The sequence below is a fragment of the Cetobacterium sp. genome, from assembly GCF_977044495.1.
In genome coordinates, this window is sequence record NZ_CDRRQU010000014.1 from 1 (window position 1) to 11,979 (window position 11,979).

General features: G+C 29.5%; 15 protein-coding genes. 1 reads left to right on the plus strand and 14 read right to left on the minus strand.

Annotation, left to right across the window (positions count from 1 at the left end; all coding sequences use genetic code 11):
* Window positions 1-25: 25 nt before the first annotated feature.
* The 11 genes from ACWI69_RS04915 to ACWI69_RS04965 all read right to left on the minus strand — a co-directional run bounded on the left by ACWI69_RS04915 (window position 26) and on the right by ACWI69_RS04965 (window position 7,485).
* Entirely contained in the window at window positions 26-1,069 is a 1,044-nt protein-coding gene (locus tag ACWI69_RS04915) for a hypothetical protein (protein ID WP_448820735.1), read from the minus strand.
* Window positions 1,070-1,079: 10 nt separating this feature from the next.
* Window positions 1,080-1,730, minus strand: a complete 651-nt coding sequence (locus ACWI69_RS04920) for a hypothetical protein (protein ID WP_448820736.1) — start codon at window positions 1,728-1,730, stop codon at window positions 1,080-1,082.
* Between the two features lie 64 nt (window positions 1,731-1,794).
* Window positions 1,795-2,319 carry a hypothetical protein gene (locus ACWI69_RS04925; protein WP_448820737.1) on the minus strand — a complete coding sequence of 175 codons (525 nt, stop codon included), beginning with the start codon at window positions 2,317-2,319 and terminating at the stop codon, window positions 1,795-1,797.
* A gap of 58 nt (window positions 2,320-2,377) precedes the next feature.
* The gene (locus ACWI69_RS04930; protein WP_448820738.1) at window positions 2,378-3,103 is read right to left on the minus strand and encodes a hypothetical protein; all 726 of its coding nucleotides are present in this window, start codon (window positions 3,101-3,103) and stop codon (window positions 2,378-2,380) included.
* Between the two features lie 31 nt (window positions 3,104-3,134).
* Complete coding sequence (locus ACWI69_RS04935; RefSeq protein WP_448820739.1) at window positions 3,135-3,833, minus strand: hypothetical protein; 699 nt, start codon at window positions 3,831-3,833, stop codon at window positions 3,135-3,137.
* Window positions 3,820-4,092 (minus strand): hypothetical protein, encoded by a 273-nt coding sequence (locus ACWI69_RS04940; RefSeq protein WP_448820740.1) that lies wholly within the window; start codon window positions 4,090-4,092, stop codon window positions 3,820-3,822. Before ACWI69_RS04940 ends, ACWI69_RS04935 begins: the two co-directional genes overlap by 14 nt.
* 1 nt (window position 4,093) lies before the next feature.
* Window positions 4,094-4,255, minus strand: a complete 162-nt coding sequence (locus ACWI69_RS04945; RefSeq protein WP_448820741.1) for a hypothetical protein — start codon at window positions 4,253-4,255, stop codon at window positions 4,094-4,096.
* Between the two features lie 155 nt (window positions 4,256-4,410).
* Window positions 4,411-4,794 (minus strand): PAS domain-containing protein, encoded by a 384-nt coding sequence (locus ACWI69_RS04950; RefSeq protein WP_448820742.1) that lies wholly within the window; start codon window positions 4,792-4,794, stop codon window positions 4,411-4,413.
* Window positions 4,795-4,812: 18 nt separating this feature from the next.
* On the minus strand, window positions 4,813-5,820 hold the full coding sequence (locus ACWI69_RS04955; RefSeq protein WP_448820743.1) for a hypothetical protein: 1,008 nt from the start codon (window positions 5,818-5,820) through the stop codon (window positions 4,813-4,815).
* 649 nt (window positions 5,821-6,469) lie between these two features.
* Window positions 6,470-6,901 (minus strand): hypothetical protein, encoded by a 432-nt coding sequence (locus tag ACWI69_RS04960; protein WP_448820744.1) that lies wholly within the window; start codon window positions 6,899-6,901, stop codon window positions 6,470-6,472.
* A 14-nt stretch (window positions 6,902-6,915) separates the two neighbouring features.
* Window positions 6,916-7,485 (minus strand): hypothetical protein, encoded by a 570-nt coding sequence (locus ACWI69_RS04965; protein ID WP_448820745.1) that lies wholly within the window; start codon window positions 7,483-7,485, stop codon window positions 6,916-6,918.
* Window positions 7,486-7,724: 239 nt separating this feature from the next.
* Between ACWI69_RS04965 and ACWI69_RS04970 the strand changes: the two genes are divergently transcribed.
* Window positions 7,725-8,480: an EAL domain-containing protein gene (locus tag ACWI69_RS04970; protein WP_448820746.1), complete on the plus strand. Its 756-nt coding sequence runs from the start codon at window positions 7,725-7,727 to the stop codon at window positions 8,478-8,480.
* 44 nt (window positions 8,481-8,524) lie between these two features.
* Here ACWI69_RS04970 and ACWI69_RS04975 read toward each other — a convergent pair whose 3' ends face one another.
* The 3 genes from ACWI69_RS04975 to ACWI69_RS04985 all read right to left on the minus strand — a co-directional run bounded on the left by ACWI69_RS04975 (window position 8,525) and on the right by ACWI69_RS04985 (window position 11,936).
* Entirely contained in the window at window positions 8,525-9,649 is a 1,125-nt protein-coding gene (locus ACWI69_RS04975) for an ABC transporter ATP-binding protein (protein WP_448820747.1), read from the minus strand.
* 113 nt (window positions 9,650-9,762) lie between these two features.
* Window positions 9,763-10,767 carry an aldose epimerase family protein gene (locus ACWI69_RS04980; RefSeq protein ID WP_448820748.1) on the minus strand — a complete coding sequence of 335 codons (1,005 nt, stop codon included), beginning with the start codon at window positions 10,765-10,767 and terminating at the stop codon, window positions 9,763-9,765.
* Window positions 10,764-11,936 carry an ROK family protein gene (locus ACWI69_RS04985; RefSeq protein WP_448820749.1) on the minus strand — a complete coding sequence of 391 codons (1,173 nt, stop codon included), beginning with the start codon at window positions 11,934-11,936 and terminating at the stop codon, window positions 10,764-10,766. The genes ACWI69_RS04980 and ACWI69_RS04985 overlap by 4 nt, the downstream gene beginning before the upstream one ends.
* Window positions 11,937-11,979: the final 43 nt, after the last annotated feature.

The window sequence follows — 11,979 nt, forward strand, 5'->3', positions numbered from 1 at the left end:
ACTCTACATAACCATCTATAGCAGTTTAAATATCAATAGCTGTTCCTAAAAATATTAACTCAACAACACTTCCGATAGGTACTCTTTCTCTTATAACTACCTCTTTTCCAGTTGAAAAGTATCCACGCTCTTTCTCAAATCTCAGTCCAAGCTCTCGTTTTTTTCCAGTGGAATAGCTCCCTGTCGTTAAAGTATGACCTCTCCAAATATCCTTATACACTAGCTCTACAGTTCCAAGTTCCTTCTCTTTTACGTTGTAACTTGTAGTCACATTTCCATATAGTAGACCTCCACTATACTCTAGATTTCCACCCCAATCGTTTTTTATCTTTTTCTCTTCAGCACCTTTAGAGAAATCTTGACTCAAATTAATACGAGCATTTCCTAGAGTAAACAACTCTTTTTCACTTGTATATAAAATCTCTTTACTCTCTTTTTGTTCACTCGCATTATTTATTTTATTTTGTAATATAACCTTTATATCCTCTGGGGTTTCAAACTTTGTACTCATATTTATCGACAATTTTTCATTATTACACTTTATCACTGAATCAAATGTTTCTTCAAAGGCTGATTTTTTTATATATATAACACCATTTTTCTTTATTATGCTATCCTCATAATTTTTCCTCGAAAGAGTTTTTCCAGACTTTGTTTTTTTTTCTATAATCTTTGTATTTAAATCTATCTCTCTTGGAGTTCCATCAATACCTATCTTTACTATTAAAACTCCATTTCTTTTTTTATAATCTTTTATCTCCAATAGATCTATAAAGTCATAGAGGGACAGATACACCTCTTTGTTTTGTATATAAACAGGATAAGTTCTTGAAACTCCTCTTCCATTTATATAAAAATCATAAATTCCTTCTCCATCCTCTTGAATATACTCATCTAATAATAATTCTTGGTTTTCATAATCCTCATCCTCACCAGATTGAACTTCTTTTTTTTCTAAATATTCCACTTCTTTAGTTGCGTGGGGGATGATTTCATTTCTTAACTCTTTAGAAAAAGTTTCTTGAGCAATTAAAATCAATGCAACAATGATAAAGTATTTTTTTTTCAATTTTGCCCCCTTAAATCTCTTTTTCTATTTTCGTATCCCTACTTTCAAGAACTATTTTTTTACCTGTTTTGAACTCTTCCATCAATCCAAGCTCGAATAGATTAAACTTTTTATCTTTTAATACCCTTATCTTTTTAGTTATTAAGATATTTTCATTTTCATCCACTACTCTAAATAGTACATCCACTTTTCTCAAAGATTCGTTTTTAAGCTCTCCAATCAGTACATCTCCCTTTTTTTCCAATGATTTCAAGATAAACTCCTCTTTAAGCTCTCCAACATAACCATAAATATTTAGTATCGTATTTGTCTCATAAGTCATATTTTTTACTTGTTGCTTTTCCAATATATAAAGTTTACCTATATATTCTTGATTCGATAGCTTTTTTTCATTCACATCTATTTTTAAAATTATCTCTTTTTTTTCACCTGGCAACAGTTTAAATATCTCTTTTTTATAAGATATATACTTTCCTAAATCATAATTTTTATCTAACTCCACTGTATATGTAGCTTCTACATTTCCTACATTTCTTAAAGTAAAGACTTTATGTGTTTTATTCAACAGATCTATATCGTAATCTATCGGCGATATACTGATTGCTCCATAAGCTAAAATAGCTTTCAACATAATAAATATCATTAAAAATATTCTTTTCATAGACTCTCTCCTTTTTAATAATCTCTTTAGAAAAGGGACAAAGTTTGTCCCCTAAGTAAAAATATTATTGAACTTGAGTTACAGTTACATTTAAAGTAGCGTTTCCTGCGTAAGTTCCTGTTGCTGTTAAACTATTTAAAGCATTTGGTGCTATTGTTGAAGTGATAGTATTAGCAGTTGCTGCTGCAATTCCAGCTCCAACGACATCATCAGATGTTCTAGCTAGTGCTAATGTTGAATCTAAATGTTCAGCTCCATTTGTTAAAGCTAATAATCCTGCTGGTCCTATTCCATTTAAAGTATAATCTACAGTTGCTTTATTATTTCCTGTTACCATAATATCAGATCCATCTCCTGTTTGAGCTGTAAATGTTTTTGATACAACTGAAGATGTTGTTGTTGTTCCTGCTGCTGATAAAAGAATTTGTGGGTGAGCTAAATCAATTTGAGTTAATTGAGTTGCTCCATCCATTAATACTAAGTTTGATGTTGTTATTACATCTAGTGATACGTTTACTGGTGCTGATACATTTGCATAAGCTGCTGCTCCTACTGTTAAAATTGCTACTGTCATTAATATTTTTTTCATTTTTTCCTCCTAAGAATTTTACTTTATATAAAATAGATTCTCTCTATTTCTATCGATATTATCTATAGGTTACAAAAGCTGTATTTCCGCCATCCTCTTTTATTGATAACTCCAGTGCTTTATGTTCCTTTGTTCCACTAATTCTACTTGTGTCTATCTCAATCTCATCTCCCGGTGTCAACCTTCCAAGTGGCATTATCTTCGTTTGAGTTCCCGTACTATCTCTATATCTATAAAACGCCAATATATTTACTCCAGATGTTCCTACATTCTTTATCTTTCCCGCTACAAAGCTTCCTTTTTCAGTTTTCTTTTCTTTTAAAGTTCCCTCTACTTTGGGAGCAAGATCACCCACATATCCAAATATCTGCATCTCCGTACCTATTGGTAAACTTATCTGTGCATTTATAGCACTTCCCTCTCCTCCAGTTTTTGGTATAGCTACTGGTAACGTTCCCACTCTTGCTGCATACTCTCCAACGGCAGCACTCTTTGGAGCTTTTATAGCTAACTTTACCACTCCTCTTGACCTAGGTGGAATTGTTAAAATTTTTGGATAAAACTCTATCCATCTGTCCATACTTCCAATTATTCCCTTATCTTTCAAATCTCTAGTTTCAGGTTTCTTATATATTTTATATCTTACTGTTTCATTGGTTGGATTTTCAACTTGATACTCTAGGTATCCACCATTACCATCTATTCTTTTATCAAACTTCATTGGAAGTAAACTTGATGCTAAACTGCCCATTCCCAAAATCCCAAATAAAATAGATACACTCATTTTATATAAAAATCTTTTTATCTCAATCGCCTCACTTTATCTCAACTAACCTATTGCTAAATTTTTCATAGATTTCTAAATTTTTTAACTCTATTCTCTCCACTACTTTATTATTTTCTCTGTAATGTTCAATATCTTCATTCAAATCAATCTCTTCTTCATTTTTTAATCTAATACTCTTTATGAATCCCAGTGGATCTTTTTTATCCTTTTTTATTTTTTTATAAAAAATTTCAAAATTCAATTCTCTTCCACTTATATTTTTCAAAACTGTTTTACCATTTTTTTCTAAAACCATCTTTTCATTTCCCAAATATATCTTCAATGGAATCTTTACTTTAGGGTATACCTCAAAGCCTGTACTTTGAACAAAATTTCCTTTACTATCCTTTACTGGAACTCTAAGCTGCTCTATCAGTATTTCACTTGAATGCTCTTCTAAATTAAACTTTTTCCAATTATTTTCTAGTTTTAATTTTATCTTTTTTTCCTCTCCACTACCTACCGTTATCACTTGTGGATAAAAAGATACTATCTCTTTTAACTCTTCATCTTTTATACTAAATTTATATCTCACCGGTTTTGATGTCTTGTTGTAAAGGATTATCTCTTCATTTTTTAGATTTTTTTCTACATCCAAATAAACCCTATATGGATATACATTTATATAGGAATAACCTCTTGTAAAGCACACTACCATCAAAAGTAGAAATAGTTTAAACGTTCGCATTCTTTATTTCCATTTCCAAAATTTTTATATCTCTATCTAACTCCTCTTTTAACTCTTTGTATTCTATTAAAATTTCATCATGGATATCTGAACCAACCTCTTTCAAAGTTTCAATATATGTTATTCTCTCCTCTATCTCATGCCTAAACTCTTCATATTCTCCCAATTGCTCTATTTTTTTCTCATATTCTTCCGAAAATTCACTTTGTCCATAAATTAAAGTTGAAAATAATAATACTCCCAAAATAAGTTTTTTCATTTTACTCTCTCTCCTTCAATTTCTCATCCAAGTACTCTAATTTGGAGTTTAATTTTTTTAAAGAGATTTTGTAATAAGTTTTTCCACCCATTGAATATGTCACTGTTTTAACGTAGCTTAACAATATCAATAATAAAGATAATAGCCATATTTTATTTTTCATCCTTCTCAACTCCTAAAAAATTATTAATCAATATTTAGTGTGCTTATTAACAATATCAACTTTTATATTTTAATGCAGTCCAAATTTGGATTTTTAACATTAAATTTTTCCATAAAAAAATGAGATGCTTATTTTAAAAGTTACCATCCCATTTTTTAGCAATCTTTTATTTTTATCACTGTAAATATTTTTATATTTTTTTGTTTCTCTTCCTTAAAACTGACCTTACTTTTAAAAACTTCAAAAATTCGCCCGTCAAAAATATCTACCTTCTTTAAAATACCATTTTTATAAGCATCTCTATTATTTTGTAGACATATATCTTTTAGTTCCACTGGAAGGTAGCATCCTTCCTCTTTCCCTATTATGTTTTCCTTTGAATCACCCAAAAATTCAGCAAAAGCAATATTTAAATAGTATATCTTCCCCTCTAAATCTGTATATGAAATCATTTCATTTATTTGATCCAATATCTCTTCAAAATTTTTTACTCCATCTTTTTTTAAAACTTTATTTATAATCTTTGAAACTTCTTTCACTACTATTTCACCATTTTTCTACCTTAATATTTTCTTTATCTCAAAATAATCCACTTCCTCTAGAGGAAATGTAGCTTCTATTACAGTTATTTTACCTTTTATCTCTATAAACTCTTCCAAATCAATTTTTTCAAAAATCAATATATTTTTAACACTATTATCTTGTAAATATATTTTTAATGTATATGTCGATACCAAATCATAAATCTCTATCTCTCTTACTTTAAGTTCCTCTTCAACCTCTTCTAAAATAAGTCGTTGAAAAATATCATAAACTATAATATTTTTTTCATTATTTTTTAATTTAAAATCATTTTTAAAATATATATGCCTTTTCAATATCAAAAATATACTTATTCTATCCAAACTATCTATTTTATTATCAAAATAGTTATCTATTAATTTGAAAAGATCTCCGAAAACTTCCTTCTCTTCCATTTTAAATTTTCTATTTATTAAATATATCTCTTTGATTGTGAACTGCTGTTTAAATTCGATTAATTTTAACCGACTCACTAACCCTATAAAACTCTTCTTTGATAAATCAATACTATAACCACTTTTATCTTCTAAATATTTTATAAACTTCTCTGTATCTCCAAACTCTTTTGAATAAGTCTCAAATATATTTTCCACTTTGTTTCTATTACATAGTTCAATTATCTCTTTTATCTCTTCACGAAATACATTGAGAGTAAACTTTTTACCATTTTTTATTACACTTAAATATATTAAAATCTCAATCTGTAATACTATATATGTATGCTCAATCACATTTTTTTTCTTTAGTATCCTTTGAGTTATATTTTGAATTTTTTCGTCAATAATCTCATTAAAGCTATCAAATAAAAAATTATAGATATTTGATAAATATCTTCTTTCCAAAAATATTCTATATAACAATGCGTTAAAAAATATTTTTTTATCTCTTTCTTCTCCCACTAATTTTATACCCTTTGAGTTTAAGCTAAATAACAATAGGTAAAGTCTTGATTTTTCATCTCCACCTTTTCCCTTGCTCCACACCGTACGTGCGACTTTTATCGCATACGGCGTTCCATCATAATTTATGATTAAATTTAATTAATTTCAAAAATTATTGACTTGGGGCTATCCCTCCACCACTTGTTATCATGGTTTCACCAGTACTGTACCCCTGCTCTCACAAGACTAAAGAAATTTCATTGACCTCTCAACTTATATTCATCAACCCTCTAACTAGGATTTTTGTTGTGCCTTGCTTTCCACGTTCCATATTTTCTATCATTAAACCCACTTAGGTCGTTATTTTAAGCCTGTAAGCTGGATATTGCCTGTAACAATATAGTGAATTTCATAACTACGATTTTTACTTTTCACCACTTACCCTACAAATGTAGTTACAACATTTCTATTGTACTCTAGTCTAGACCCTTACATTCATAACTTCGTCAGTGTAAAACACATTCTAACCATATAGATTTGACTCCCGGTCTATCATTATCTCGACCACCTCTGGTTCGCATTTCCTCAGCCTAACTGTTAGGGATAACTCTCAACCGACTTCACCGAGCTTTATACCATTAGATTTAGTTAGAATCTAATCGCATATCGGAGTATCAGAGGAAGCATTTCAGGGCGTTACCCCATCATTCTACTTCTCGAAAATACAGTTCTCTATCTCCTTCACTTAATCTTAAGCTACTTTTAACATGTCATGACTTTTCATCATAAAACGTGTCGCACCATAGTCTAATTTAAACTCTTTTAAGGTATTCCGAACTTTTTTTAAATCTTCAGTTATTGTTCTTCTATTTACTTTTAATCTATAACTTATCTCATTCAAGTTTACAATATCATTCATTAAAAATTCGATTTGGATAATCTTCTCTCTATCATCCTTTTCTATCTCTAAATCGTTTTTTATTTCTCTTCTCCACCCACTATTTTTTCGTATCACTGACTTTAACCCACTTAAATTATCCACACCACAATATTCGTACAGTTCATTGATATACAACCTAATTTTCTTTTCAGATATACCTAGTATCCCTTTTAACTCTTTGACCGTATAATCATCATACTCATAACACTCAAGTATTTTTATATGTATTTTTTTTATTCCCATCGCCCCTCCAAAATTTATCCTTCCAATTCTAGATATTTCTCAGCTTCGTTTCTATTTATTCTAATACCTTTTTTGTACTTAACCACTATGCAATCTTTTTTTAACTCTCCCATTGTTAAAAAAAACTGACTTCTACTCAAGTTAAATCTCTCATGATTCAGAAAACTACTTTGAACATCTCCCTCTTCATTTGAATGTAACAACAAAGTAGCTAGTATATATCCTTTTTTCCCATACTTATGGTGCAGTATATTTATCAGTTGTTTTTTTAGCATCTGCTCCACCAAATTTTTTAACATACCCAACTTATCTTTTTCCAAGCTACTTATAAGGTCCTCACAACTATTCACAAGCAATTTAGTGTTCTCCAAAGCCTCAATCTCTATTGCCAAATCTTTAGTCATATCCCCATATATATTGAATATTTTAAAAAAATTCCCCACCATATCTCCACTCTCAAGATAAACTTCATTATTTACCACCTTTCCATCAGAAAAAATATACCTCACCAATACTTTTCCTTCCAGAATGTTGTAAACCTTATTATCTTCTAAAAACTTGAACTCATTTTTTTCTAATTCCATCTCTTTTTCAGCACATTCCTTTACTATATTTTTATTTGTTATATAATACTAACATGGTGAACTTTTTTTTAAAATTAGAATCTTTTGTAATTTATTTTATCCAAAAATCTCTATATAATAACAGGTGTCAAAGAAATATATCATGGACCTTCATTAATTGCAGTCTTATTTTGGACTATCTTATTTTTAAATACCTGTTATTATTATTTACAATAAGTAACTAGTGAGGTGATTTTTTTATGTATCGCAATCATATTTTAAATAGTTTAACAAATGATGATTTTTCTCAATTAACACACGTTTTTCAACCACAACTGGCTTTAAATTCAAAAAAAGTTACTGGCGTTGAAATTTTAACAAGATGGCAACATACTAATAATACCTATATATCACCTCTAGAGTTTATTAAAGTTGCTGAAGATGAAAATTTGATATGGAAAATAGATTTATTCGCAGTTGAATCTGCTTTAAATTTTATTGATAAAACTAATATAAAAACATCTATAAATTTATCTATTAAAACTTTGGAAAATAAGATGTTTGAAAATATTTTTTCCTCTGTTTTGGAAAAATATAAAAACATTAAAAAAAGTCTTATTGCTATTGAAATTACAGAAACTGTGGAAGCAATTGATATAAAATTGATTCAAAAACACCTCACCTTTCTAAAAAATTTAGGTATACGTATTTTTTTAGATGATTTCAGTATTGATTTCTCAAACTTATTTGCCCTTAGTTCATATCCTATTTCTGGAATAAAGGTTGATAAATCTATCCTAAAACTACTCAATACACCTAATGGTAATAAGATTTTATTTTCTTTTTTTGATTTTTTAAAAAAGTTAGAGTTAGATATTATTTTTGAAGGGGTTGAAAAATCCAGTGAACTATATTTTTTAATGCAAAGTCAAATTCAGAACGTCTATATACAAGGTTTTTACATAAGCGAACCGTTAAATCAAAAAGAATTGATAAACTTTATGAATATCTATTAAAAAAGAGGCCTCTTTATCAGAAGCCTCCTTTTATATTTATACTATTAGATTGTTATATTTTTTTCTGTTTCCACATCAAATAGATGACATTTATCCATTTCAAAATAGAAATTTTCTTGCTGATTAAAACTCGCTCCTGTGGATTTTTCCGCTGGAATTCTTGCTGTATACTGTGCATCCCCTATAAAGAAATAGATAAACTCTTCATTTCCCATCTGTTCCACTATATTTACTTTTCCAACCAATGACGAATCGCTTGGCTTTGCCGTATTTTTATTCCCTACATTCTCTGGTCTTATTCCAAACCAAACTTCTCTCCCCACATAGCTTTTTACCTTTTGAGCTTTCTCTTTTGGTAACTCCAATTTGTTTCCATTAGGCAACTTCACCAATGTTTTTTCTCCTTCTGAAATTAAAGAAACTTTTACTATGTTCATTGCTGGAGATCCTATAAATCCTGCCACAAACTTATTTGCTGGAGCGTTATATAAATTTAATGGTGTGTCCACTTGCATAATTTTTCCATAGTTTAATACACAAATTCTATCTCCCATTGTCATTGCTTCAACTTGGTCATGCGTAACATAGATCATTGTCGCATTTTGTCCCTCTTCTTTCAATTGCTTATGGAGCTGAGTTATTCTTACCCTCATAGAAACTCTTAATTTTGCGTCTAAATTTGACAGTGGTTCATCAAATAAAAATACCTCTGGTTTTCTTACAATAGCTCTCCCTACCGCTACCCTTTGTCTCTGACCTCCAGACATCTCTTTTGGTTTTCTATCTAAAAGATCTGTGATTTCAAGTTTTTCAGCTGCTTCTTTAACCCTTTTATCAATTTCATTCTTAGGAACCTTAGCCATTTTAAGTCCAAATGCCATATTGTCATAAACTGTCATATGTGGATAAAGAGCATAGTTCTGAAAAACCATTGCTATTCCTCTATCTTTTGGAGGTAAGTCATTAACTAGCTTTTCTCCTATATAGATTTCCCCACCTGTAATCTCTTCTAAACCTGCAACCATTCTAAGAGTAGTTGACTTTGCACAACCAGATGGTCCTACAAATACCATAAACTCTCCATCTTTGATGTTAAGGTCGATACCATGAACTGCTTTAAATCCATTAGGATATTGTTTTTCTACTTTTCTTAATATTACTTCTGCCATATTAATTCTTCCTCCTTATTTTTTACTAAATCTGAAGTCATTATATAGCATTTTTTATTTTTTTACAACAGTTTTTGTTTATTTTTAATTCTTTTTTTACAATTATTTTACAATTAGTCATTAAACAAGAAGGTTGTATATGTATAATATTCTAATTTTTCATTATAAATTTTAGCCTTTTCTGGCATAAAATTAAAAATATCTGGATAATCTTGCATTTCAAAACATATTCCATTGTGTTTTTTCTCTAAAAAATTCCCTGTATAAATAACTGCTACGGGTTCACTAGATTTTACCTTTAAACTCCTTCCAGATTTTTCATCTTTTAGTTCAACATCAAAATTATATTTTTTAGATAGCTCAAAAGGATGATCAATACCACCTCCAACAATCTCTATCTGTTTATGTGACAACTCCAGTATATCTTTTAATTTTTCATAACTTTCAAATTTAATAAAATTATTCTCTCTTTCCATTTTTATAGGAAGCGTACTCTCATCTACCCATCCATAGCCTTTTGCATTAATTTTTAAAAATTGTTCCTCTATGTTATATTTACTATCCCCACTCAAATTAAAATATGTATGATTAGTTAGATTTATATAGGTATCTCTATCACTTTTTCCAAAATATTCTATTTTTAATCTGTTTTTTTCTAAAGTATAAACAACTTTAAAGTCTACCTCTCCCGGAAATCCATTTTCTAAATGTAAACTTTTGTATGTTAAAATTAAAATACCCTTTTCCCCTTCCGCTCTTACTTCCCCCTTCCACACTTTAGTATTTAATGCATTTGAACCCCCATGTAAATTATTCCCACCATTATTTTTTTCAAGTTCAAAAACTTCATTTCCTATTTTTAAAATTCCACATCTTGTTCTTCCTGCAACTCTTCCTGTTATACATCCATAAAAATATTCATTTTTTTCATATTCTGCTAAAGTTTTATATCCTAAAACTATATTTTCAAATTTACCATTTTTATCGGTCGTTTTTAAAGATTTTATAATTCCACCCAAAGAAATAATTTCTAAATTTATAAATTCATTTTCTAAATTATATAAAAATACCTGCTCATTATTAACCGTTTTTCCAAACTCTATAACATTTAACTTCACACTTCATCCCTCCACATATTTTTTTTGAACAAATTATGTCTTACAACTGATATTGGATTATATGTGTGCATTTCATCCAACATATTTGAAACTATCAAGTCATATTTTTGCTCTTCTAAAGTAACCCTTTGTAACTCCAATTTTAAGGTATTCAGAAGTAACCTTTCCTTAAATAACTCTCCCACCAGTATTATTTTTTCTGGATTTATCAAAGATATTATCATATCTATACTATGAGCAATTGTAACCATAGCCTCAGTGCTCACTTTTGTACTTAAAAAATCTCTCTCTTTAACTCCCTGTAAAATATCTAAAATACCTATACTTCCTTTTGTAATAAGCGTCTCTTTCAAAGAGCTGTAATTATTCAATTTAACCATGGAGATAAGCCTATTTATAATAGCTTTATTTGAAGCCTCCGCCTCTAGACACCCTCTTTTCCCACAGGAACATCTTCTTAAGCTACTTCTATCCATAACCACATGACCAATCTCTCCAGAAATAAAACCATGTCCTGACAGTAAATTTCCATTTACAAAAATTGAACTCCCAATGCCCTCTGACACATTTAAAACTACATAATTTTCGCTTTCTTTAGCCCCTCCAAAATATTTTTCTGTCAATGCCATAGCTCTAACATCATTTTCTATCAATATTGGTATATTAAATCGCTTTTCAATTATATCTCTTATATCAATTTTTTTTCTCTTATAATGAGGAGAAAAAACAATAACTCCTTTTTCTGAATTTATGAGTCCTGTTATTGCCATGGATATAACTTTTATTCCTTTCTCCTCCTGCAACTCCTTTTGAATAACCTTTTCTAAATAATCAATTAACTCCTTATTTTCTGCTATTTTATAGCTTTTTGTTTTAAATATCTCCCCCGCCACATTACCAACTGAAATTACCACCGATATAGGGGTCAAAGATATTCCTAAAATTTTTCCTACCCAATGTTTATTCAACGATAAATCTATTGCTCGTCGCCCACCAGTTGATTCTCTTTGTGAAACTTCTAAGATTACCCCATATCGAAGTAGTGGTTCAATTGATTTTGTTATAGCAGCTGGAGTTAACTCTAGCTCTTCTGCTATTCTCTTTCGAGATATTTTATCTTTATTTTTTATCATCTCCAATATTCTCAATTGAGATTGTGTAAATTCCATATTTTCCTCCCTAATTCTATATAATTTATAATACCCCCATGCA

Excerpts from the sequence above, each read along its gene's own strand:
- ACWI69_RS04940 (WP_448820740.1), bottom strand. The coding sequence starts at position 4,092 with ATGAAAAAACTTATTTTGGGAGTATTATTATTTTCAACTTTAATTTAT.
- ACWI69_RS04935 (WP_448820739.1), bottom strand. The coding sequence starts at position 3,833 with ATGCGAACGTTTAAACTATTTCTACTTTTGATGGTAGTGTGCTTTACA.
- ACWI69_RS04945 (WP_448820741.1), bottom strand. The coding sequence starts at position 4,255 with ATGAAAAATAAAATATGGCTATTATCTTTATTATTGATATTGTTAAGC.
- ACWI69_RS04920 (WP_448820736.1), bottom strand. The coding sequence starts at position 1,730 with ATGAAAAGAATATTTTTAATGATATTTATTATGTTGAAAGCTATTTTA.
- ACWI69_RS04925 (WP_448820737.1), bottom strand. The coding sequence starts at position 2,319 with ATGAAAAAAATATTAATGACAGTAGCAATTTTAACAGTAGGAGCAGCA.
- ACWI69_RS04975 (WP_448820747.1), bottom strand. The coding sequence starts at position 9,649 with ATGGCAGAAGTAATATTAAGAAAAGTAGAAAAACAATATCCTAATGGA.
- ACWI69_RS04930 (WP_448820738.1), bottom strand. The coding sequence starts at position 3,103 with ATGAGTGTATCTATTTTATTTGGGATTTTGGGAATGGGCAGTTTAGCA.
- ACWI69_RS04970 (WP_448820746.1), top strand. The coding sequence starts at position 7,725 with ATGTATCGCAATCATATTTTAAATAGTTTAACAAATGATGATTTTTCT.
- ACWI69_RS04960 (WP_448820744.1), bottom strand. The coding sequence starts at position 6,901 with ATGGGAATAAAAAAAATACATATAAAAATACTTGAGTGTTATGAGTAT.
- ACWI69_RS04985 (WP_448820749.1), bottom strand. The coding sequence starts at position 11,936 with ATGGAATTTACACAATCTCAATTGAGAATATTGGAGATGATAAAAAAT.
- ACWI69_RS04965 (WP_448820745.1), bottom strand. The coding sequence starts at position 7,485 with ATGGAATTAGAAAAAAATGAGTTCAAGTTTTTAGAAGATAATAAGGTT.